22 protein-coding genes, 1 tRNA gene and 1 pseudogene are annotated in these 23143 nt (G+C 64.7%); 22 read left to right on the forward strand and 2 right to left on the reverse strand.

All coding sequences use genetic code 11. From position 1 onward, the window contains the following. The 10 genes and pseudogenes from IF809_RS27830 to IF809_RS27875 form a co-directional block, all read left to right on the forward strand. Positions 1-324: pseudogene (locus IF809_RS27830) on the forward strand (ABC transporter substrate-binding protein); the annotation flags it as partial. A 3-nt stretch (positions 325-327) separates the two neighbouring features. Then, positions 328-1311: an ABC transporter ATP-binding protein gene (locus IF809_RS27835; RefSeq protein WP_462839119.1), complete on the forward strand. Its 984-nt coding sequence runs from the start codon at positions 328-330 to the stop codon at positions 1309-1311. Beyond that, entirely contained in the window at positions 1308-2294 is a 987-nt protein-coding gene (locus IF809_RS27840) for an ABC transporter ATP-binding protein (RefSeq protein WP_462839120.1), read from the forward strand. Before IF809_RS27835 ends, IF809_RS27840 begins: the two co-directional genes overlap by 4 nt. After that, complete coding sequence (locus IF809_RS27845; protein ID WP_164938689.1) at positions 2294-3223, forward strand: ABC transporter permease; 930 nt, start codon at positions 2294-2296, stop codon at positions 3221-3223. The genes IF809_RS27840 and IF809_RS27845 overlap by 1 nt, the downstream gene beginning before the upstream one ends. After that, positions 3220-4077 carry an ABC transporter permease gene (locus tag IF809_RS27850; RefSeq protein WP_128966267.1) on the forward strand — a complete coding sequence of 286 codons (858 nt, stop codon included), beginning with the start codon at positions 3220-3222 and terminating at the stop codon, positions 4075-4077. The genes IF809_RS27845 and IF809_RS27850 overlap by 4 nt, the downstream gene beginning before the upstream one ends. A gap of 159 nt (positions 4078-4236) precedes the next feature. Beyond that, positions 4237-6087 carry a dihydroxy-acid dehydratase gene (gene ilvD / locus IF809_RS27855; protein WP_462839121.1) on the forward strand — a complete coding sequence of 617 codons (1851 nt, stop codon included), beginning with the start codon at positions 4237-4239 and terminating at the stop codon, positions 6085-6087. A gap of 222 nt (positions 6088-6309) precedes the next feature. Further along, on the forward strand, positions 6310-6633 hold the full coding sequence (locus tag IF809_RS27860; RefSeq protein WP_164938688.1) for a hypothetical protein: 324 nt from the start codon (positions 6310-6312) through the stop codon (positions 6631-6633). 581 nt (positions 6634-7214) lie between these two features. Next, positions 7215-7304: transfer RNA gene (locus IF809_RS27865), tRNA-Ser, on the forward strand. 535 nt (positions 7305-7839) lie between these two features. Beyond that, on the forward strand, positions 7840-9111 hold the full coding sequence (locus IF809_RS27870) for a hypothetical protein (RefSeq protein ID WP_128966242.1): 1272 nt from the start codon (positions 7840-7842) through the stop codon (positions 9109-9111). Between the two features lie 192 nt (positions 9112-9303). Continuing rightward, a complete protein-coding gene (locus IF809_RS27875) occupies positions 9304-9495 on the forward strand; it encodes a hypothetical protein (RefSeq protein ID WP_092290343.1) in 192 nt (63 codons plus the stop codon). Positions 9496-9516: 21 nt separating this feature from the next. Here IF809_RS27875 and IF809_RS27880 read toward each other — a convergent pair whose 3' ends face one another. After that, entirely contained in the window at positions 9517-9744 is a 228-nt protein-coding gene (locus IF809_RS27880) for a hypothetical protein (protein WP_462839122.1), read from the reverse strand. A 239-nt stretch (positions 9745-9983) separates the two neighbouring features. Here IF809_RS27880 and IF809_RS27885 point away from each other — a divergent pair, with 239 nt between their 5' ends. From IF809_RS27885 to IF809_RS27895, 3 genes are all read left to right on the forward strand, one after another. Beyond that, positions 9984-10313 (forward strand): DUF1476 domain-containing protein, encoded by a 330-nt coding sequence (locus tag IF809_RS27885; protein ID WP_164938686.1) that lies wholly within the window; start codon positions 9984-9986, stop codon positions 10311-10313. A gap of 60 nt (positions 10314-10373) precedes the next feature. Beyond that, the gene (locus IF809_RS27890; protein ID WP_462839123.1) at positions 10374-10661 is read left to right on the forward strand and encodes a LolA-like protein; all 288 of its coding nucleotides are present in this window, start codon (positions 10374-10376) and stop codon (positions 10659-10661) included. Between the two features lie 684 nt (positions 10662-11345). Continuing rightward, positions 11346-12272: a septal ring lytic transglycosylase RlpA family protein gene (locus IF809_RS27895; protein ID WP_462839124.1), complete on the forward strand. Its 927-nt coding sequence runs from the start codon at positions 11346-11348 to the stop codon at positions 12270-12272. A gap of 8 nt (positions 12273-12280) precedes the next feature. Here the strand turns inward: IF809_RS27895 and IF809_RS27900 are convergent, their stop codons facing one another. Further along, on the reverse strand, positions 12281-13252 hold the full coding sequence (locus IF809_RS27900; RefSeq protein ID WP_462839125.1) for an alpha/beta fold hydrolase: 972 nt from the start codon (positions 13250-13252) through the stop codon (positions 12281-12283). Between the two features lie 151 nt (positions 13253-13403). Between IF809_RS27900 and IF809_RS27905 the strand changes: the two genes are divergently transcribed. The 9 genes from IF809_RS27905 to IF809_RS27945 all read left to right on the forward strand — a co-directional run bounded on the left by IF809_RS27905 (position 13404) and on the right by IF809_RS27945 (position 23130). After that, entirely contained in the window at positions 13404-14666 is a 1263-nt protein-coding gene (locus tag IF809_RS27905) for a D-alanyl-D-alanine carboxypeptidase family protein (protein WP_164938685.1), read from the forward strand. 2 nt (positions 14667-14668) lie between these two features. Further along, positions 14669-15355 (forward strand): dTMP kinase, encoded by a 687-nt coding sequence (gene tmk / locus IF809_RS27910; RefSeq protein WP_128966235.1) that lies wholly within the window; start codon positions 14669-14671, stop codon positions 15353-15355. Next, a complete protein-coding gene (locus tag IF809_RS27915) occupies positions 15352-16398 on the forward strand; it encodes a DNA polymerase III subunit delta' (protein ID WP_128966234.1) in 1047 nt (348 codons plus the stop codon). The genes tmk and IF809_RS27915 overlap by 4 nt, the downstream gene beginning before the upstream one ends. Positions 16399-16503: 105 nt before the next feature. Next, positions 16504-18459, forward strand: a complete 1956-nt coding sequence (metG, locus tag IF809_RS27920) for a methionine--tRNA ligase (protein WP_128966233.1) — start codon at positions 16504-16506, stop codon at positions 18457-18459. A 12-nt stretch (positions 18460-18471) separates the two neighbouring features. Further along, entirely contained in the window at positions 18472-19248 is a 777-nt protein-coding gene (locus tag IF809_RS27925) for a TatD family hydrolase (protein WP_128966232.1), read from the forward strand. A 13-nt stretch (positions 19249-19261) separates the two neighbouring features. Then, positions 19262-20059: an MBL fold metallo-hydrolase gene (locus IF809_RS27930; RefSeq protein ID WP_128966231.1), complete on the forward strand. Its 798-nt coding sequence runs from the start codon at positions 19262-19264 to the stop codon at positions 20057-20059. 148 nt (positions 20060-20207) lie between these two features. Beyond that, positions 20208-20804, forward strand: a complete 597-nt coding sequence (locus tag IF809_RS27935; protein ID WP_128966230.1) for a TRAP transporter small permease — start codon at positions 20208-20210, stop codon at positions 20802-20804. A gap of 2 nt (positions 20805-20806) precedes the next feature. Next, the gene (locus IF809_RS27940; protein ID WP_128966229.1) at positions 20807-22120 is read left to right on the forward strand and encodes a TRAP transporter large permease; all 1314 of its coding nucleotides are present in this window, start codon (positions 20807-20809) and stop codon (positions 22118-22120) included. Positions 22121-22152: 32 nt separating this feature from the next. Next, positions 22153-23130, forward strand: a complete 978-nt coding sequence (locus IF809_RS27945) for a TRAP transporter substrate-binding protein (RefSeq protein WP_128966228.1) — start codon at positions 22153-22155, stop codon at positions 23128-23130. Positions 23131-23143 lie beyond the last annotated feature (13 nt).

Below are 23143 nucleotides of genomic sequence, written 5' to 3' on the forward strand. Positions count from 1 at the left end.
GTGCGGGACTGGTCAAACTCGGCCGCCTTCAACGATCCGGTGTCGTCGCTGGTCGCCCAGCATGGCCCGAACGGCCAGCAGCAGCAGATCGGGGAGTGGACCAACACCGAGCTGAACCAGCTCTCCGAATTCCTGGAGACCTCGACCGACCGCCCGGCGCGCAAGAAGGCGTTCCGCCGCATGCTGGAGATCGCCGAGCGCGAAGACCCCGCCTACACGGTGCTGCACCAGAACGCGACCTTCACGGCCAAGCCGAGGTCCATCAAGTGGAAGGCCTCGCCGGCGTTCGCGATGGATTTCCGCGCCGGCAATTTCGAGGCCTAGGCCGTGGCGTCGCTGGTTAGCATCCAGGGCCTGAGCGTCGCCTTCAACGGCGTGGCCGTCCTGCGCGGCGTCGATCTCGCTCTGAGCAAGGGCGAGGCTCTCGGCCTCGTCGGGGAGTCCGGTTCCGGCAAATCGGTGACATGGCTTGCCGCGCTCGGCCTGTTGCCGCGGCATGCGAAGGTCACGGGCTCTGTCCGGCTCGATGGGCGCGAACTTGTTGACGCGCCGACCTCCGAGCTCGACCGGATCAGGGGCGGGCGGATCGCCATGATCTTCCAGGACCCGGCAAGCGCGCTTAATCCCGTGCTGACCATCAGAAAGCAGCTCTGCGAGGCGCTGGCGTTGCATCGCGATCTCCAGGGCGCGGCTGTGAAGGCCGAAGCGCTGCGGCTGCTGAACCTTGTCGGCATTCCCGATGCAGGCCGGCGGCTGTCGGCCTATCCGCACGAGTTCTCCGGCGGCCAGGTCCAGCGCATCATGATCGCGATGGCGCTCGCTGGAAATCCTGACGTGCTGATCGCGGACGAGCCGACCACCGCGCTCGATGCTACCATCCAGGCGCAAATTCTGGAGCTGCTCTCCAGCATCCGCCGTGAGATGAGCATGGCCATGGTGCTGATCAGCCACGATCTCGGCGTCGTCGCCGAGAACTGCGACCGCGTCGCTGTGATGTATGCCGGCCGCATAGTGGAGCAGGCGCCCAGCAACCAGCTCTTTGCCGACCCCGTGCATCCCTATGCGCAGGGTCTGATCGGCGCGCTGCCGCCGCTCGACGGACCACGCCGCCGTCTCACCGCGATCCCAGGCACCGTGCCGGATCCCGCGCACATGCCTGATGGCTGCGCCTTTGCGCCGCGTTGTACGTTTGCTGCTGAAGCTTGCGGCGCTGCGGCTCCGACGCTCGCGCCGATCGCGGACCGTCGCGCCGTTGCCTGCATCCGTGCCGAAGCCTCACGCCATGCACTGCTCGGGATCGCCGCCGAATGAGCCCGCCGCTCGTCGAGGTGTCCGCGATCTCGCGCAGCTACGCCATGCGCTCCGGAATGTTCGGCCGGGCCGCGGCCGTTCATGCCGTCGACGGCGTCTCGCTCAGCATCCGCAAGGGTGAAACGCTCGGCCTCGTCGGCGAGTCCGGTTCGGGCAAATCAACCACGGGCCGTATGGTGCTCGGCCTCGAGGCGCCTGATCGCGGCGATGTCAGGTTCGACGGCAAGCCGACGGCCGTGCTGGGAACACAGGCGTGGCGGGCGCAACGCGCGCGCATGCAGATGATCTTTCAGGACCCGCTCGGCGCACTGGACCGGCGCTTGCCGGTCGCGACGCAAATCCGCGAGCCCCTCGACATTCATGGTCTCGGCACACCGGCCGAGCGCGAGGAGCGCGTCCGTGAATTGCTGCAGTCCGTCGAGCTCACGCCGGCGCATGGCGCGCGCTATCCCGGCGCGCTCTCCGGCGGTCAGCGTCAGCGCGTCGTGCTGGCGCGGGCGCTCGCAACGAAGCCGGATTTCCTCGTCTGCGACGAGCCGGTCAGCGCGCTCGACGTCTCGATCCAGGCGCAGGTGGTGAACCTGCTCTGCGATCTCCAGGCACAGCTTGGGCTCACGCTGCTGTTCATCAGCCACGATCTGCGGGTGGTCAGGCAGATCAGCAATGTGGTCGCTGTGATGTATCTCGGCCGCATCGTCGAGATCGGCAGCGCCGACGATCTGTTTGCGCGTCCGGAACATCCTTATACGCAGGCGCTGGTCTCGGCCTCGCCCGCGCCCGGTCGACGCAGCGCCGGCCGCATCGTACTGGCAGGCGATCCGCCGAACCCGGCGGCGCGCCCTCAAGGCTGCGCCTTTCATCCGCGCTGCCCGCGCGCCATCGCGCGCTGTGCGAGGGAGGTGCCTGTTCTCTCCGCCGTCGGCAGTGACCGTCAGGTCGCCTGCCATCTCGTGACAGGCGCGCAAACGCGGGACGCGGCGTGATGGGACGATATCTGGCCATTCGCATCGGACGTGCCGCGCTGACGATCGTGCTCGTCGTCACCTTCGCCTTCGTCGTGCTGCGCCTGTCGGGCGATCCTGCGCTGATGATCCTGGGACCGGAGGCGCCGCCGGAGGTGCTCGCCGCCTTCCGCAAGGCCTGGGGCCTGGATGATCCCATCTGGTTTCAATATCTCGACTACTTCGGCGCCATCGCCAAGGGCGAGCTCGGCCGCTCCATGCGCGACGGGCGCCCCGCGATCGAGCTGGTGCTGGAGCGCATTCCGGCGACGCTGGCGCTGACGCTGCCGGCCTTCGTCTTCAAGGTCGCGCTCGGCATTCCCGCCGGCATCTACGCCGCGCTGCATCGGGGGTCGGCGATCGATCGTGCGGTGATGATGACAGCGGTCGCCGGCTTCACCGTGCCGAGTTTCGTGCTTGCGCTGCTGCTCGTCCTCGTTTTCGCGGTGCAGCTGGGCTGGCTGCCGTCCGGCGGGCAGGACAGCTGGCGTCACGCCATCCTCCCGATCGCGACGCTCAGCCTCGGCGGCGCCGCCGTGCTGGCGCGCTTCACCCGCAGCGCCATGCTGGAGGTGCTGGGCCAGCCCTATATCCGCACGGCCTCGGCCAAGGGCGTGCCGTGGCGCAAGGTCGTGACCTCGCACGCGCTGCCGAACGCGGCGATCCCGACCGTCACCATTCTGGGCTTCATGGTGGGCACGCTGATCGCCGGCGCGGTCGTGGTCGAAAGCGTGTTTTCGTGGCCGGGGGTCGGGCGCCTGCTCGTCGTTGCCGTCGCCAACCGCGACCTCGCGGTCGTGCAATGCATTCTCTTGCTGGTGGCGCTGACCATGGTCACCTCGAACCTGGTCGTCGATTTCCTCTACGGCTTCCTCGACCCGCGGCTGCGCGCCAAAGGAGCGCATGCATGACCGACGCCACGCTGCGAGACACGACGATCCGCCGCATCCGCCTGCCGGCCATTCCGGTGTCCGTCGTGCTGGCGATCGCCTGGATCGTCGCGATGCTGGTGATCGCGGCGCTTGCCGAGAAGATCGCGCCCTATGGCTACACCCAGTTCGACCTGCGCAACCGGCTCGCGGCGCCCGGCAATGTCGCGCACTGGCTCGGCACCGACGAGCTCGGCCGCGACGTGCTGTCGCGATTGCTCGTCTCGATCCGAATCTCGCTGCTGATCGCCTTCGGCGCGACCGCGATCTCGGCCGTGGTGGGCACCACGCTCGGCTTCCTCGCGGCGCATTTTCGCGGGGCCGTCGAGCAGTTCGTGCTGATGCTGACCGACTTCCAGGCCAGCATGCCGTTCCTGATCATGGCGCTTGCCGTGCTCGCCTTCTTCGGCAACTCGCTGCTGCTTCTGATCGGCCTGATGGGCCTGTTCGGCTGGGAGCGCTATGCTCGCATCGCTCGCGGTCTTGCCATCTCCGCCAATGCGCAGGGCTACGCGGCCGCGGTCCGCCAGCTCGGCGCGACGCCGTCGCGGATTTACCTGCGCCACATCCTGCCCAACATCGCCTCTACCCTGATCGTCTCGACCACGCTGGTCTTTCCCGAGGTGATCCTGATGGAGTCGGGCCTGTCCTTCCTCGGCCTCGGCGTGCAGCCGCCGATGACCAGCCTCGGTAACATGGTCGGCTACGGCCGCGAATACCTGACCCGGGCGCCCTGGATCATGCTGGCGCCGGCCACCACCATCGTCGTGACCACGCTGGCGGTCTCGGTGATCGGCGACTGGCTGCGCGACCGTCTGGATCCGACCTTGCAGTAGGGCATCCAAGCCACGAAGAGCCCGCGCAGGGAGCAGGGGAGCCCTGTCCGGCCCAAGTTCCCGTTGCGCCCGCCCGGCCCGTGCGCTATCCGGCCGGAAAGGCCTGAGGCGGCTTCCATTTTTCCGCCCGGCCGGGTCAACCCGAGGACGGAAACCGCCATGCCAGCCTATCGCTCCCGCACCACCACCCACGGCCGCAACATGGCGGGCGCGCGCGGCCTCTGGCGCGCGACGGGCATGAAGGACGGCGATTTCGGCAAGCCGATCATTGCGGTGGTCAACTCCTTCACCCAGTTCGTCCCCGGTCACGTCCACCTGAAGGACCTCGGCCAGCTCGTCGCCCGCGAGATCGAGCAGGCCGGCGGCGTCGCCAAGGAGTTCAACACCATCGCGGTCGATGACGGCATTGCCATGGGCCATGACGGCATGCTCTACAGCCTGCCGTCGCGCGAATTGATCGCCGACAGCGTCGAGTACATGGCCAACGCGCATTGCGCCGACGGCCTCGTCTGCATCTCCAACTGCGACAAGATCACGCCCGGCATGCTGATGGCCGCGCTCCGGCTCAACATCCCCGCCGTGTTCGTCTCGGGCGGCCCAATGGAGGCCGGAAAGGTCAAGCTGCAGGGCAAGACCAAGGCCGTCGACCTGATCGATGCCATGGTCGCCGCGGCCGATTCCAAGGTCAGCGACGAGGACGTCAAGGTGATCGAGCGCTCGGCGTGCCCGACCTGCGGCTCCTGCTCGGGCATGTTCACCGCCAACTCGATGAACTGCCTGACCGAGGCGCTCGGCCTCGCGCTGCCCGGCAACGGCACTGTCGTCGCGACCCACGCCGACCGCAAGCGCCTGTTCGTCGAGGCCGGCCACACCATCGTCGATCTCGTCCGCCGCTATTACGAGCAGGACGATGCCTCCGTGCTGCCGCGTAACATCGCCAACTTCAAGGCGTTCGAGAACGCGATGACGCTCGACATCGCGATGGGCGGCTCGACCAACACCGTGCTGCATCTGCTCGCCGCCGCGCATGAAGGGCAGGTCGCCTTCACCATGCAGGACATCGACCGTCTGTCGCGCCGCGTGCCCGTGCTCTGCAAGGTCGCTCCCTCGGTCGCCGACGTGCATGTCGAGGACGTGCATCGCGCCGGCGGCATCCTGGGCATTCTCGGCGAGCTCGACCGCGCCGGCCTGATCGACACCTCTGTGACGACCGTGCATGCGCCGACCATGAAAGAGGCGCTGGAGCGCTGGGACATCAAGCGCACCAAGAGCGAGACGGTGCGCACCTTCTATCGTGCGTCGCCGGGCGGCATCCCGACCCAGGTCGCGTTCAGCCAGGAGCGCCGCTACGACGAGCTCGATACCGACCGCGAGAAGGGCGCCGTGCGCGATCTCGCGCACGCCTTCAGCAAGGACGGCGGCCTTGCCGTGCTCTACGGCAACCTCGCGCAGGACGGCTGCATCGTGAAGACCGCCGGTGTCGACTCCTCCATCCTGAAATTCTCCGGCCCCGCGCGCGTGTTCGAAAGCCAGGACGCGGCCGTCGAAGGAATCCTCGGCGGCAAGGTTCTCGCCGGCGAAGTCGTCGTCATCATCTATGAAGGCCCGCGCGGCGGCCCCGGCATGCAGGAGATGCTGTATCCGACCAGCTATCTGAAATCGATGGGCCTCGGCAAAGCCTGCGCTCTCGTCACCGATGGCCGTTTCTCCGGCGGCTCGTCCGGTCTGTCGATCGGCCATCTGTCGCCGGAAGCGGCCGAAGGCGGCAACATCGCCCTGGTGCGGACCGGCGACCGCATCGCCATCGACATCCCGAACCGCAGCATCAACCTCGAGATCTCCGACGAGGAGCTCGCGAGCCGCCGTGCCGCGGAGGAGGCGAAGGGCGAGGCCGCCTGGCAGCCCGCCGCCCGCAAGCGCCAGGTCTCCACCGCGCTGCAGGCCTATGCTGCGCTCACCACCAGCGCCGCGCGCGGCGCCGTGCGCGAGGTGAAGCGCCGCTCGAACTGAGCGCCGCCCGCTTCGCGCGGCAGAGCGCATGGTCAACAAGCTGTTAGCGGCCGGCGAGAGCCGGCCGTTCGCATTAAGGATGCCCCGACGAAGTTCGGCAGCCCCGGAATTTGCGGCGTATATTGCGCGCGACCTTCGCAAATCCATTTGGGCAATTGGGGCACCACCACAATGTCTCGTACTCTCGCTGTCGTTTTCTCAACAGCCGTCGCCGCGATTTCGATGACCGGCGCAGCCTCGGCCGGCTGCTACAATTGCTACGCGCCGCCGCCGTGCCAGACCTGCTATCAGCAGCAATACGTCCCGCCGCAATACCGCACCGTTGATGAGACCGTGATGGTGTCGCCGGGCGCGACCGTCGCGCACCGCACGCCCGCGCAGTACCGCACCGTGATGGTGCCGCAGACCGTGATGGTGGCGCCGCCGAGCGTTCAGTACGAGCGCATCCCGCCGCAATACGCCACGCGCCAACGCGTCGAGATGGTCTCGCCGGGTTATTCCTACTACGCCCCGGTGCAGATGAACTGCGCGTCCTGCGGCTACTGAGCCGACGTAGCCGACGAACGGTCTTGCGCGGCGCCCTTTGGAGCGCCGCGTTTTCTTTGGGTGGAAAGATGCGACGCTCGGCGGACGGACCTCGGTAGAGGTTCCTGGGAACGTTGACTCCGAGTTTGGTCGGCGGGTTCAGCCCGCCGCTGCTCTTGCGATCCAGCCGTACCAGGTCGTCAGCACGACCACGATCGTCGCGCCGATGACGATATAGGATGGATCACTCCGTCTCACTTCAATCCTCACGAACAACGTTGCGGACCGCCCTGCAACTGAAGGGGTGAATAGGTGTTCCGCCCTGAACCTCCACTGAATGGAGCGACTGGCGCACCCCCGGGAAAGTGCGGATCACGCGGTCATGCGAAGCGGCAGGCGAGGGGCACCGCGAATGGACGTGACGCGTTTGCCTGGAGAAAGAGTTGGAACGCCTGCGAAGCCGACGGATGAGGCGCTGACCTCGACGCTCTCCGGCCTTCGCTACTGGTTTCCCGGGTCCTGAACCATTCGGGTCCTATCTGGGTCCAAGTTCGCGTTGCGTTGGTTCGTCCTCTAGGCTAAGTGCCTGATCGCTCCGCGAGGGAAGGGTGGCCGAGTGGTTTAAGGCACCGGTCTTGAAAACCGGCGTGCCCGCAAGGGTACCGTGGGTTCGAATCCCACCCCTTCCGCCAGTCAAGGCCGAAAAATCCATTTATTTCAACATTTTCAACTTTTGACTCACCAGCGTCGACTAACCAGAGCAGCCCTCTGAAACGCGTCTAGCAATTTAAGATTCGCCCGAACGGGGCAGGTACATTCGAACTGTCGCGGCGGTGACCAGGCAAAGGACGTGCAGCACCCCTCAAAGCCCATCGTCAAAAAGGGCTCGCCGCGAAAGAAGCATAAAAGCGCGAATGAGTTGTGTAGTGTCGCCCGGATTCAATGTGTGCGGAGGGACTATTGCGATCAAGGCAGCGATTTCGATTATGCCGTGTTGCTGAGTGGCCCTTGGGGCGTTGGCAAGACTTATCGAAGCGTCGCGAGCTGATGGAGGCCTGGGCCGCATACGCAGTTAGCGCTGCAAAGGGTGCAAACGTCGTTCCCATCCGGACGCCCGGCTGATGAAGCAGCAAATCAGGTGGCCTACCCGGCCAGCGAAGGCCCGGCGGCCGCAGCCGATCGGGGGCGTGATCCCTTTCATGATCGGATTGAGCAGGAGGATTGGAGATGAGTGACGTAGGCGTCAAGCAACCCGGTTCAAGCCTGCGACCGGCCCGCATCACCGAACTTGTCGCCTCGTTCGCCAATGTCGGCGCACCTGACGGGATCATGTTCAAGCTGTTTGATCTTCCCGACACTCAGTCGGGGGTCAACATCTACATGCGTCTTGCGGGACGCGGCTCCGATGCGGCACTGGTACGCTGCTGTGCCGACGCCCATCAGATGGCGGCACGATGGTTCGGCACCGTCCGGCCTCAGGCCATCGCAGCGATCAATGCCCTGCAGCGCTATTCCACGCTCGCCTCGGCGTCGTGCCAAACGCTGCGCGCCTTGCTCGCGAACGCGGACGTCAAGCCCGAGAGTCGGCAGCAAGCCGTCTCGATCATCGACGCCCTGGTTTCGCAGGCTCGCGAGCAGAGGCAGACCTGGGCGGCGCTCGCCGTCCTCGTCGACCAGCTGTCATCCCAGATTCAGGTCATCGTGCAGCGGATCGTCCAATACGACCGACAATACAATATCTGGGACGTCGACCCCTACGAGTCGCAGGGACCGATGGAGCAGGCGATGCTTCAGTCCACCACGGTGTTCGAGCAGGTCGAAGGCGCCTGGAGGGCGTTCGGTGACGATGCCGCCAGTGTCGCGCGCGCCTTGAGCCAGGACGTGGAATACGCTCCGGAATTCATCGCCCAACTGGGCCTCACCGAAGCACAAACCGAGTGGCAGGATCTGGCGGCGAGCGCAGCACGAGCTCTTCCGGCTCGACGTTTCGACGTTACGCCAACCACGACCGACCTTGGCTGGATGAGGGTGGCCGTCGCGGATGCGAATGACGAGACCCTCGATTATCGATTGCAGGCCGGTCCGGGCGAGACGGTCGGATTCGGCAAGGACGCCGGGCAGAGTGTGGCGTTCGAGCGGTTGTCCGGCGACCAGTGCGGCTGCTTCCGCATGCGCTTCACTGCGACCAACCGGTACCTGACGGGTTCAGCTTCCGGTGCCATCGTCCAGGCAGACTGGACCGACTCCGAGCGCCAGAAATGGCGCCCATTCCACGCCAACCAAGCCACCTTTTTCGACGGTACGATATCGGGTTTCCGCTTGCTGCAGCGATCGTCGGGCATGTTTGCCTGCGTGGACGCGCCATGGCAGTTCTTGCCGATCAAACAAGCTGAGGATCAGCTGTTGAGCCTGTCGCAACACGCGGCGCTGCCGATGCCGCAGGGGCTTTCCGTATTCCAGGCGAGCACCGACCCGATCTATACGACTTATTTCGACTAGAACCTTGTTCCTCAAAATTCGGAATAATAGCATTATGCTCCTGTTTTGCCCGACGCGTCAAAGGGTTTTTGCTGGGGCGGGTCGGTTGGGCCGGTAAGTCCTTGCTCCGACGTGCACCACCTACTGTGCATGGGGTTGTTTTCGGGATTTGGGCGAAGTGGAACCTTTTCCTCACCGCCGCGTTGCCTCGGCATGACTGAAGACCTTTCCTTCCGACGCAAACCCCTGACTCCCGAACAGCGCCAGGCCCGCGATGCGGCTCGCCGGATAGAGGCCGAGAAGGCCATGCGCGACCATGAGGAGGCGCAGAAGGCATTTCACGCCAATCGCGAGCGGCTGAAGGCCGAGCGGCTGGCGCGAGAGGCGGCTGCAGCGAAAGGCTGATCGGACTTGCCCGGCCAGGCGTCAGTGCCGGCGGGGAGGGCGGGCGACCGTCAGCACCAGCCTGAGGGCCTCGACGGCGAGGCCGATGGCCCCGCGATGCACCGGCTGTGACTCGATGGCTTCGGCCGCGAGGCGGCAATCATCGGCAACCTTGAGCAGGCCCGACCGCGCGAGGTCCATGGTCGACAGCGCGGCCTGCTCCAGGCACACGCGCTCAAGCCGTCGAAAATCCCGAAGCTCTCTGTTCATGCATCGGCTCTCGATTTTCCCGGGATCATGCGGCCGTGAGTCTGCTTAACGAATCGTAAATATATCATTTAGGCGCTGGAGCTGGTCCGAACGTGACGCTGCCGCCGCCCCGGTCCGACCGGCGGCTTGACGGCGCCTGCCTTCGGTCGGAAGCTTCAAATGATCCTCAATTGACGAGAACCACGGAGAATTTCACTCCCCATCGGGATCCCCTCGGCACAACGCAAATGGAGCTGACCATGACCACGTTCGACAAGCGCGAGCAGGGCTTTGAGGCCAAATTCGCCCACGAGGAGGAGCTCATGTTCAAGGCCGCGGCGCGGTCGAACAAGCTGCTCGGGCTGTGGGCCGCCGGCCAGCTCGGACTCGAGGGCGACGCGGCGGCGGCTTACGCGACTGCGCTGGTCACGGAGAATCTGGCGAGCCAGACGATGGACGAGACCCTGAACAAGGTCTCGGCCGACCTCGCTGCCAAGGGGATTTCCCGCGAGCAGGTCGCGCAGAAACTCCAGGAGTGCCTGCATCAGGCGCTGGCGCAGCTCGAGGCCGCATCGCGGCAGGCCGGTTAGTTCGGCGTACGATCTTCGTGCTATCGTGGCGTACCGCAGGGAGCTGAGGGGAGACGGGCCGTGCTGCGCGGCGGCTTTGGCGAATGGATTGGCAGGCTCGCGCTCGCGAGCGCAGCGATTGTTCTCGGCGCCGGCAAGGTCTCCGCGACACCGCTGACGCCGTTCCGCTATGAGGCGCAGGCGCAGCGGCATTGCCCCGGCGACGTCGTGGTATGGCTGGACTTCAGGAAGGGCATCTATTACCGCAAGGGGCAGAAGCTCTATGCCCAAGGCTTCGACGGCAGCTTCGTCTGCCTCGGTGAAGCGCGCGGCAGCCTCTATCGCAGATCGCCGCTGGGGTTGCGCTGAGCGGCGCGCACGCCGCGGCATTCTTGGGTTCGATGGATCAGCCGAAGGCCAAGGCCACGAGGCTCGAGCAGAGCAGGACCAGACCGCCAGCGGTCAAAGCCAGAAAGCCATCGGATACGAGGTCATGTTTGCGCATGGGACACCTGCTGCTCTCGTCTTCGATGCTCGATCGGATTGATTAAAATTGTCCGAACGCGCCGTCTTGAAGAGGTGATGCAATGTCGCCCGCGCGAGTGCCGTCAGGCCCTCGTGCGGTAACCTTCAAACGCATGGGCCAGGAAGATCCCCGCGCTTACCAGACCCATCAGTGCCGAAACCGTCTCGATCATCGTTAAATTCCAATCCCGCCCCTGCACGCGAGAAGACGCGGGCGACCTTGCACAGTCAAAAGAATTCCGGTGAAGCGCGTGATATCAGGGGTGGAGTGAGCTTTTGGCGCAACAGCTTGTGCGGGACTGGCACAGAGGAGGCCCTCGCGCCCCGTAGATCAACGGAGAATGCTAGACGTCCTGTTTACCATCCCGGCGCGAACGCTGTGAGCTCCCCATTTCCGCCGTGTTCGGGTTGCGTTATCGTTACCACCTCTGGGACGGTGGTGGGCCGCCGCGGAGCTTGAGGACCGGACGGTGCTCTCCGCCGCCAAGCGGATTGGGGCCGTCTCCGGCGAAATGGTATTTGGGGCGAATGGGGATCCGACGGTCAGATTCGGTGGTGCGGGCCGCGCGCAGCGTTGCGGTGGTCGGCACTTGCCTCGCGCTCGCCAATTGCGCCTCCTCCAACAAGTTCGCCAGCCGGGTCGATCCCAAATACGGCGTGTCGTCGAGCCCGCGCGTCGTGGCCTGGGGCGATCCCGTCCCGAAGGGCGGCGGCACCTATCGCGTCGGCAAGCCCTATGTGGTGGGAGGCCGGACCTATGTGCCGGAGGAGGACGTCAACTACCGGGCCGAGGGTATGGCGTCCTGGTACGGCGACGATTTCCACGGCCGTCTGACCGCCAATGGCGAAGTATTCGACATGGGCTCCCTGACGGCGGCGCATCCGACCCTGCCGATGCCGTCCTATGCGCGCGTGACCAACCTCTCCAACGGTAAGTCGCTGATCGTCCGCGTCAATGATCGTGGCCCCTATCACGGCAACCGTCTCATCGACGTCTCGAACAAAGCCGCCGAACTACTTGAATTCAAAGGCAATGGCGTTGCGAAGGTCCGGGTCGAATATGTCGGCCGGGCGCCGCTCGAAGGCTCCGACGACCGCCAGTTGATGGCGACCCTGCGCACCGGCGTTCCGGCCCCGTCGCCTTCGATGGTCCGGGTCGCCTCGGCAAGGCCCTTCGTGCCGGAGCTGCCGTCCTCTAGCCGTGGCGCCATCCGGGGCGAAGTCCCGATGCCGGAGGGGCGGCCCTACAGCCTCGGTAATACCTCGGCGGACGTCGCCTCGATCAACGCAACCTCGGAACTGTCGGCCTCGAGCCGCGGCCGGGGGCGGGCGCTGCGGAATGCCCGGCAGGTGTCCTATGACGAGGACGGCCGCTATGCCGGCAATTCTCCTGCCGGATCCGACGACGGCGCAGCCGAAGCGCGCAGCATCCTGACTGGCCGCGGTCTGTACTGATCCCCAGACTACGCGGTGCCGCTTAGCTGTGGAGCCGCCTCGCGCAGGAATCTGAGCAGCGCAATATTTACATCCTCCGGCCGTTCCTGCTGCACCCAGTGGCCGGCGCCCTCGATGATCAGCTTTCGCGTGAGATTGGGCAGCACGCGCTCCAGCTCGTTGACGCGCTTGGCGCCGATCAGGCCGGTGATGACGGCGTCCTGCGCGCCGGCGATGAAGAGCGAGGGCTGGTGGATTTGCGCATCTTGCCAGGGCGCAGTCAGCTCCCAATTGCGATCGATGTTGCGGTACCAATTCAGGCCGCCGCGGAATCCGGACGCGCGGAAGCTCTCGATGAAATGAGCGAGATCGTCCTCGCTCAGCCACGTCGGTAGCGGCTCCTCGACAGTCGCGTGACCGAGAAAGCCCTTGCCCTCCTGTACGAACATCGCGGCAGTGGGATCGGCCAATCCGCGCCCGCCAAGCACGATGCGCATGGTGCGGGCGACGTCATGCTCGAACTCGGCCTCTGCGATGCCAGGCGTCTGAAAGTACTGCCAGTAGAAATTGGTGATGCCGCCTTGGCGGAGCAGCTCAAGCGGCCTGCCGCGCCCGCGGAACGGCGGTGGCACGCTGAGGCCCGCGACGGCCGTGAAAATGTCAGGTCGGAATAGCGCGGCGTGCCAGGCGACCGGCGCCCCCCAATCGTGGCCGACCACCATCGCCTTGGTCGCGCCGAGCGCCTGGACCAGGCCGACGACGTCGCCGACAAGGTCGAAGATCGAATAGGCCGCCGCGTCAGGGGGCGCTGCGCTCTGGCCGTAGCCGCGCATGTCCGGCGCGACGACGTGAAATCCGGCAGCCGCGAGCGCCGGGATCTGGTGCCGCCAGGAATAGGACAATTCCGGCCAGCCATGGCACAGCACCACCAGCGGCCCTTGACCCGCCTCGCGGATGAACAGGTCGATTCCATTGGCCTTGATCACCCGGGTGGTGGACATCGCTTTTCCGCCTTGTTTCAGAGGTTTAGTCGAAAAACATGAGGTGCCACGATAGAGACGCGCCGCGAATCGTGCAATCTCCGTGGCAAGCGCCTACTCGTATTGTTCGCACCGGTTCCGACTGTTAGAACGCAGCTCTCAGGGCTTCGCCATGGCATTTCGTCTCATCTCGCTCCGTTATACCGGGTTTACAGCCGGGGTACTGGTGCGCGGGATGATCGCGGCAGCGCTTGTGGCGAGTCTGAGCTGGGGCGGAGGACTCTACGCCGCCAACCAGAGCGTCCAGGGCGCCAAGAAGACCGAGGATGTCGGTTTCGACGGCGATGCTCCCACCGCGATCCTGATCGAGGCCTCCAGCGGCAGCGTGCTGTTCGAGAAGAACGCCGACGAGCTGCGTGCGCCCTCCAGCATGATGAAGCTGATGACGGCGGAGGTGGTGTTCAATGCGATCAAGAAGGGCGACGTCAAGCTGACCGACGAATACCGGATCAGCGAGAACGCCTGGCGCAAGGGCGGGGCCCCCTCGGGCACCTCGACCATGTTTGCGGCCATCAACAGCAAGGTTTCGGTCGACGACCTGCTGCATGGTGCCATCATCCAGAGCGGTAATGATGCCTGCATCGCGCTCGCCGAAGGCATCGCCGGCAACGAGCGGATCTTTGCTTCCGACTTCATGACCAAGCGCGCCCGCGAACTCGGCATGACCAAGTCGACCTTCGCCAATTCCAACGGCTTGCCTGATCCCGGCAACAAGATGACGGTGCGCGAACTCGGCATGCTCGCCCGTCACATCATCCTGGACTTCCCCGAATTCTACAAACTGTTCGGCGAGAAGGAATTTACCTGGAACAAGATCCGGCAGCCGAACCGCAATCCGCTGCTCAATTCGATGGAAGGCGCTGACGGGCTGAAAACCGGCTACACCAAGGAGGGCGGTTACGGCATGGTCGGCTCGGCCGTGCAGAACGGCACGCGATTGATCGTTGTTGTCAACGGCCTGGAAGACTCCGAGGATCGGGCCACCGAAGCCAAGAAGATGCTGGAATGGGGGTTTCGCAATTTCGAGAGCCGCACGCTGATCGCGGCTGACCAGCCGGTCGGCTATGCCAAGGTGTTCGGCGGCGATAGCCGCTCCGTGAAGCTCGTTGCGAAAGAGCCTGTGAAGGTGATGGTGCACAAGAACGGCAGCGACAAGCTGATCGCACGTATCGTCTATAGCGGTCCGGTGCGCGCTCCGATTGAAGCAGGGCAGAAGGTCGGTGTGGTCAGGGTCTGGCGCAGCGGGGCCATCGCTGTGGAGACGCCGGTCTATACAGCCGAAGCGATCGGCACCGGCTCGACCGTGCGCCGCGCGATCGACGGCGCCAGCGAACTCGTGATCGGCATGTTCCGCGCAGGTGCCGAGAAGCTCTGATCATGAGTGAGAGCAAGGGACAGCGGTCGTCCGGGCGCGGGCGTTTCATCACCTTTGAAGGCGGCGAGGGGACGGGCAAGTCGACCCAGATCAAGAAGCTCGCCGATCGGCTCAATGCGGCCAGGCTCCGTACGATCGTCACCCGCGAGCCGGGCGGCTCGCCGGGCGCCGAGATCATGCGCCATCTGGTGCTGTCGGGGATGGGCAAGCTGCTCGGCCCCGAGGCCGAGACGCTGCTGTTTGCGGCCGCTCGCGACGACCATGTCCGCACCAGGATCGCGCCCGCGCTCAATCAGGGCATTTGGGTGCTGTGCGACCGTTTCGCCGACTCGACACGCGCCTACCAGGGCAGCCTCGGCAGCGTCCCTGTCGGGTTGATCAACGCCATGCAGCGGGTCACGATCGGCGATCTCAAGCCTGATCTCACCATCATCCTCGATCTGCCCGTGGAGATCGGTCTGGCGCGCGCGGCGGCACGGCGCGGCAGCGGCACGCCTGACCGGTTCGAAAGCGAGAAGCTCAGCTTCCATCAGGGCCTGCGCGAGGCGTATCGCAAAATCGCCACGGACGATCCGGCACGCTGCGTGCTGATCGATGCCAATTCGGATCCTGATACGGTCGCCGGCCGCGTCTGGACTGCACTCCGTGAGCGCCTCCTGCCGACGCCAGCATCGGTGGTGTCCGTATGAGCCCTCGCCGGACCGAGCGCGAGAGCGCCATACCGCATCCGCGCGAGACCAGCCTTCTGTTCGGCCATCGCGAGGCCGAAAGCGCGCTGCTGACTGCCTATCGCAGCGGGCGCATCCCGCATGCCTGGCTGATCGGCGGCCCGCAAGGCATCGGCAAGGCGACGCTGGCCTATCGGGCGGCGCGGTTCGTGCTCGCCCACGGCCAACCGCTATCACCTGTCGTGCAGGATGCCAGAGATCTCGCGCTCGACCCTGATGATGCAGTAGCGCGACAGGTCGCCGCGGGCTCCCATGGCGGTCTGCTGACGCTCGAGCGCACCGCCAACGATCGCGGCGTGATGCGCACGGTGATCACCGTGGACGAGACGCGCGAGACCATCGCGTTCTTCGGCTCGACGGCCGCAGCGGAAGGCTGGCGCGTTTGCATCGTCGACACCGTCGACGAGCTCAATCCGAATGCGGCAAATGCGCTGCTGAAGATCCTAGAGGAGCCGCCGCAGCGGTCACTGTTTCTGCTGGTGAGCCACGCGCCCGCACGCGTCCTCGCCACGATTCAGTCGCGTTGCCGCAAGCTGCGCCTGCGGTCGCTGACGACCGATGAGGTGATTGGCGCGGCCGCGGCGGCTGCAGGCCTTGCTCCATCAGATCAGGCGCTGCGCGAGGCGGCCGATGCCTCCGAGGGCAGTGTCGCACGCGCGCTGACCCTGCTCGGCGGCGATGCGCTCAAACTCCAGCAGCGCACCGCGGCGCTGCTGGCTCGACTGCCGGAGGTCGATCCGCGCGAATTGCACACGCTTGGCGATTCGCTCGGCAGCAGCGATCGCGTCGCGCTTGCAGCCTTCGTCGACGGCATCGATCGCTGGATTGCGGAACGCCTGCACGCGGACGAGGCCAATGCCAACCAGAACCTGCCGCGCCTTGCGCGCTTGAGCGAGGTATGGGAAAAGATCGTCCGCGCCGCGCGCGACACCGAAACCTACAATCTGGAGCGAAAGCCCTTGGTTTTCTCGGTGTTCGGCTGGCTGGCGGACGCAACGCGCTAGAGCATGACGGAAGAGTGCGGAGCGGCTTTCCAAGAAATCATGCTCGAACAATGACCAAACGCAAATTCGTTTCCAGATTTCGGGAAGCCGGTAAAGGAATTCGTCGTGGCAACACGAGCTAAGAAGACCGTCAAGGGCAAGAGCGGCAAGAAGGCTGCGAAGAAGTCCACCAAGAAGACCGCTAAGAGGGCCGTAAAGGCGCGCGTGTCCAAAGCGGCCAAGAAGGTCAACAAGGTCAAGAAGAGCAAGAAGGCTGCCGCCAAGAAGGGCGTGAAGACGAGCGCCGCGAAGCCGACGAAGAAGGCGGCGAAGAAGCAGGCGGTCACCAAGAAGACAGCGGCCAAGAAGGCCGTCAAAAAATCCGCGAAGGCACCGGCGAAAACGACGGCCAAGAAGGCGAGGGTGTCTGCACCACCTCCCGCGGTCGCTCCGTCGAAAGTCGTGAAGCCCAAGGTCGCGAAGGCCAAGACGCCGCCTGCGCCGAAGCCCGTGACGGCCCCGAAACCGGCTGCGTCCGCCCGCGACAACGTCTTCTACATCTCTACTGCTATTGCCTATCCCAATGGCGCCCCGCATATCGGGCATGCTTATGAGGCGATCTCGGCCGACGTGCTGGCGCGGTTCGCGCGGCTCGACGGCAAGGACGTGTTCTTTCTCACCGGCACCGACGAGCACGGCCAGAAGATGGTTCAGACGGCGCAGAACGAAAGCCTGACCCCGTCTGCGCTGGCAACCCGCAACGCCGGCCGCTTCAAGGAGATGGACGAGCGTCTGAACGTCTCCTTCGACCGGTTCATTCGCACGACCGAGGAACAGCACCATCGATCGAGCCAGGAGATCTGGCGGCGCATGGAGGCGAATGGCGACATCTATCTCGACAGTTATTCCGGCTGGTACTCGGTGCGTGACGAGGCCTATTACGCAGAGGACGAGACGCGTCTGAACGACGACGGCGTACGGCTGGGACCGCAGGGCACGCCGGTCGAGTGGGTCGAGGAGAAGAGCTATTTCTTCCGCCTGTCCGCTTACCAGGACAAGCTGCTGAAGCTGTACACGGACAATCCGGATTTCATCGGCCCGGACTCGCGCCGCAACGAGGTGGTGAGCTTCGTCAAGGGCGGTCTGCGCGATCTCTCGATCTCGCGCACGACATTCGACTGGGGCGTCAAGGTGCCCGGCGACGAGGAGCATGTGATGTATGTTTGGGTTGACGCCCTGACCAATTACATCACCGGGGTCGGCTTTCCTGACGAGAGCGACAAGAACTGGCGTTACTGGCCGGCCGATGTGCATATCATCGGCAAGGACATCATCCGCTTCCACGCCGTGTACTGGCCTGCGTTCCTGTTGTCGGCTGGCATCGCATTGCCCAAGCGGATCTATGCCCATGGCTTCCTGTTCAACAGGGGCGAGAAGATGTCGAAGTCGGTCGGTAACGTCGTCGACCCCTTCAATCTCGCCGACCAATACGGCGTCGACCAGATGCGCTATTTCTTCCTGCGCGAGGTCTCCTACGGCCAGGACGGCAACTACAACCATGAAGCCATTGTCGCGCGCATCAATGCCGATCTCGCCAACGACCTCGGCAATCTCGCGCAGCGCTCGTTGTCGATGATCGCCAAGCAGCTCGGCGGCGTGCTGCCGGAGCCGGGCGCGTTCAGCGACAACGACAAGGCCATCCTGGCGATGGCCGACGGCATGATCGCGACCTCGCGCGAGGCCATGTCGACCCAGCAGATCCATCACTGGCTCAATGCCGTGTGGGCCGTGGTCGCGGAGGCCAACCGCTATTTCGCGGGCGAGGCGCCATGGGCTCTGGCCAAGACCGATCCTGTCAGGCAGAAGACGGTGCTCTATGTCACTGCCGAAGTCGTGCGCCAGATCGCGATCCTGGCGCAGCCGGCGATGCCGGTTGCCTGCGGCAAGCTGCTCGACAGCCTCGGCATCCCCGAAGGCGAGCGCAACTTTGCCGTGCTGGGCGGAGATAGGCGCATCGCGCCCGGCTCGACGCTGCCCGCGCCGACGCCGGCGTTCCCACGTTACGTCGAGCCGGCGGCGTAGGACACGCGCACGATGCTGGTCGATAGTCACTGCCATCTGGATTTTCCCGATTTCGCGGAAGATCTCGACGGCATCGTCTCACGTGCCCGCGCAGCTGGCATCGGCCGCATGGTCACGATCTCGACGCGCGTACGAAAGCTCGATCAGCTTCTGGCGATCGCCGAGCGCTACGACGACGTCTATTGCTCGGTCGGCACCCATCCGCACCATGCGGACGAGGAAGACGGCATCACGCCGGACGAGCTGATCGCGCTGACGCAGCACTCCAAGGTGGTCGCGCTCGGCGAAGCCGGGCTCGACTATTTCTACGACAACGGCTCGCCGGAAGCGCAGGCGAGGGGCTTTCGGGCCCACATCGCCGCCGCGCGCGCAACCGGCCTACCGCTGGTGATCCATACCCGCGAGGCCGACGGGGATTGCGCCCGCATTCTCGAAGAGGAGGCGGAGAAGGGATCGTTCCGCGCGGTGCTGCATTGTTACACCGGCGGGCGCGAGCTGGCGCTGAAGGCGGTGTCGCTCGGGCTTTACATCGGCTTCACGGGCATCCTGACCTTCAAGAAGTCGGATAGCTTGCGCGCGCTGGCGGCCGAATTGCCGTCCGATCGTATCCTGGTTGAAACGGACTCGCCCTATCTTGCGCCGGGCAAGTTTCGAGGCAAGCGCAACGAGCCGGCCTATGTGGTCGAGGTCGCCAAGGTGCTCGCTGAAACACGCGGCGTTTCGCTCGAGGAGATTTCGCGCCAGACCAGCGAAAACTTCTTCCGTTTGTTCTCCAAGGTAAAAGCCTGAGGTTCTGAGCCGCATGATGCTGACGCTGACGATCCTGGGTTGCGGCTCCTCCGCCGGCGTGCCGCGCCCGGCGCTCGGCTGGGGTGCCTGCGATCCCAACAATCCCAAGAACCGGCGTCGCCGCTGCTCGCTGCTGGTCGAAAAGACTTCGAGCCACGGCACCACGCGTATCGTGATCGACACCTCGCCCGACCTGCGCGAGCAGCTCATTGATGCCAATGTCGATCATATCGACGCGGTGTTCCTGACCCATGAGCATGCCGACCAGACCCACGGCATGGACGATCTGCGCTCCGTCGTCCTGCACATGCGCAAGCGCATTCCGACCTACTTCAATCAGTCGACCGCCAAGGACATCATGGCGCGGTTCTCCTATTGCTTCATCTCGCCGGAGGGCAGCGACTATCCGCCGATCCTCACCCGGCATTCGATCGAGGCGGGCGAAACCCAGGCCATTCTGGGGAAGGGGGGCGCGGTGACGATGACGGCTTTCCTGGTCCAGCACGGCAACATTCCCGCGCTCGGCTACCGCATCGGCAACGCCGCCTACACGCCCGACCTCAACGACATCCCGCGCGAGAGCTGGGGCGCCTTGGAAAATCTCGATCTCTGGATCGTCGACGGCCTGCGCTATACCGGCCACCCTAGTCACTTCAGCATTAACGATGCGCTGTCCTGGATCGAGCGTTTCAAGCCGAAGCGCGCCGTCATCACCAACATGACGGCCGACGTCGATTACGAGGTGATCCGGCAGACACTGCCGGCGGGCGTGGTGCCCGCCTATGACGGATTGCGGCTGGAGACGGTGTAAGCCCGGTTGGGGAAAATCCGGAGCAGACCGGCATGTTCCTTGCCTGCAAGGCGCTGATCGTGTTGGTCTAACGTCTGAAAGACAGGCGGGGGACGGCGGCGATAATCAGCCGGAACCGGTAACGCGCTGAAGACGGGACGCGTGAGGATTGGGGGCCGCATTGGCGGAGCATGAGGACATCGAGGCACCGGGGCTGCTGCGGCGCGCCCTTGACCTTCTCTATCTCGGCGCAGGCTACGCAGCCGGCATTTTCATGGTCGCGATCTTCGCGATCATGATGGTCATGTCGGTCGGCAGGCAATTTGCCATCAACATCCCCGCCGGCGACGATTTCGCGTCCTGGTGCATGGCCGCGATGGCGTTTCTCGGCCTCGCTCACACCTTCAAGCGCGGTGAGATGATCCGGGTCGGACTCCTGCTGGAGCGTCTGCACGGCCGGACCCGGCAGGCCGCCGAGATTATCGCACTCGGAATCGCCACCGTCTTCATTCTCTATTTTACCCGGTATGCCGCGCAGATGGCTTACGATTCCTGGCGCTTCAACGACGTGGCCCAGGGCGTCGTCGCCGTTCCTCTCTGGATTCCCCAAATCGGCTTTGCCGGTGGCCTCGCGATCCTGTCGATCGCGGTGATTGACGAGATGGTCAATGTGCTGCGTGGCGGCCGGCCAAGCTACGAGCAGGGCTCGCCCGACGAAACGCCGGACGAATTCATCGAGCGAATATCGCAGGGCGGCGGGGGTTGATCATGGCCAATCTCGGTATGATCGAACTCTCGTTCATCCTGCTCGGCGTGATGATCCTGCTGCTGGGGAGCGGGGTCTGGATCGCCGTATCGCTTGGGCTGGTCGGTTTCGTGGCGATGGCGCTGACCACGAGCCTGCCACTCGGCTCCGTGCTGGCCACCACCACCTGGAGCGCGAGCTCGTCCTGGACGCTGGCCGCATTGCCGCTGTTTATCTGGATGGGAGAAATCCTGTTCAGGACGAAGTTATCGGAAGAGATGTTCCGCGGCTTGTCGCCCTGGGTGCAATGGCTGCCGGGGCGGCTGACGCATGTGAACGTCATCGGCTGCGGCATCTTTGCGGCCGTGTCGGGCTCCTCGGCTGCGACCTGCGCGACGATCGGCAAGATCGCGCTCCCCGAGCTCGACGGACGCGGCTACGACAAGGGCCTCAGCCTCGGCTCTCTGGCTGGCTCCGGAACGCTCGGCTTGCTGATCCCGCCGTCGATCCCGATGGTCGTCTATGCGGTCACGGCCAACGTCTCGGTCCTGCAGGTGTTCCTGGGCGGCTTCCTGCCGGGTGCGCTCGTGATGGTGCTTTACTCCGGTTACATCATCATCTGGTCGCTGCTCAACCCGAAGAAGATTCCGCCGCGCGATCCTCCCATGCCGTTCCGGCAGAAGCTGAAGGAATCGGCCAAGCTCGTGCCGTGCCTGCTGCTGATCCTCGCGGTCTTCCTCTCACTCGTGCTTGGCTTTGCGACCGCGACCGAATGCGCGGCGTGGGGCGTCGCCGGCGCGCTGCTGCTGGCATGGTGGAGCGGAACGCTCACGCGCAAGAACTTCGTCGAGAGCGTCATGAGCGCGACGCGTCTGACCTGCATGATCATGCTCATTCTCGCGGGGGCCGCGTACACCACGGCCGCGATGGCCTATACCGGCATTCCGGCGGCCCTCGCCACCTGGGTCCAGGGGCAACAGCTCACGCCGGGCATGCTCGCGCTGTATCTGAGCATCATGTACATCATCCTCGGTTGCCTGATCGACGGCATCTCGATGATCGTGTTGACGGCCGTCATCGTGCTGCCGATGGTCAAGCAGGCCGGGCTCGATCTGGTCTGGTTCGGCGTCTACCTCATCATCCATGTCGAGATGGCGCAGATCACTCCGCCGGTCGGCTTCAACCTGTTCGTGCTGCAGAACATGAGCGGCCGCGACACCCTGACCGTCGCGCGGGCCGCGTTCCCGTTCTTCGTGCTGCTGCTGGCTGCCGTGTTCATCATCACCGAATATCCGCAAATCGTGCTGTTTCTGCCCAAGCTCGCGTTCCCCGACTGAGGGTTTTGCGTTTTACCGTGAGGAGAAGTTCGATGACGTCTCGCTTGTTGCTCTCAGGTCTAATCGCTGGTGCGTTGCTGGCCGCGCCGCCCGTCATGGCCCAGACCAAATGGAATCTGCCGGCGGCATATCCAATCGACAATCCGCACTCGGAAAACCTGGTCGCTTTCGCCAAGGACGTCGAAGCTGCGACCTCCGGAAAGCTGCTCATCACAGTTCATCCGAACGCCTCGCTGTTCAAGGCCCCGGACATCAAGCGTGCGGTCGTGACGGGGCAGGCGCAAATGGGCGAATTGTTGCTCTCGATCCATGAGAACGAAGACCCTGTGTTCGGGATCGACGTCGTGCCGTTCCTTGCGACGAGCTTCCCTCAGGCGATGAAGCTGTACCAGGCGTCGAAGCCGCTGATCGCCAAGAAGCTGGACGCGCAAGGCCTGAAGCTCCTGTTCGCGGTGCCGTGGGCGCCGCAGGGCGTGTACGCCAACAAGCCGCTTGCCTCGATCGAGGACATGAAGGGCCTGAAGTGGCGTGCCTATAACGTCGGCACCGCGCGTATCGGCGAGTTGGTCGGCGCCCAGGCCGTCACGATCCAGGCCGCAGAGCTTCCGCAAGCGCTCGCAACGGGCGTCGTGAATTCCTTCATGTCGTCCGGCGGCACGGGCTACGATTCCAAGGCCTGGGAGTCGCTCAAGTATTTCTACGATGTGCAAGCCTGGATCCCGAAGGACTACACCTTCGTCAACAAGGCGGCATTCGAGGCTCTCGACAAGCCGACCCAGGAGGCCGTCCTCAAGGCCGCGGCTACCGCGGAAACGCGCGGCTGGAAGGCCTGGGAAGACAAGGCCAATTGGTACATCGAGCAGCTCAAGGCCAAGGGCATGACGGTTGAGCCGCCAAGCCCGGCGCTGAAGGCCGGTTTCGAGAAGATCGGTGAGCAGCTCACGGCCGACTGGCTCAAGAAGGCCGGCGCGGACGGCCAGGCCGTCATCGACGCCTACAAGAAGATGTGACGGCGAACGAGAT

The sequence above is a fragment of the Bradyrhizobium sp. UFLA06-24 genome, from assembly GCF_054967145.1.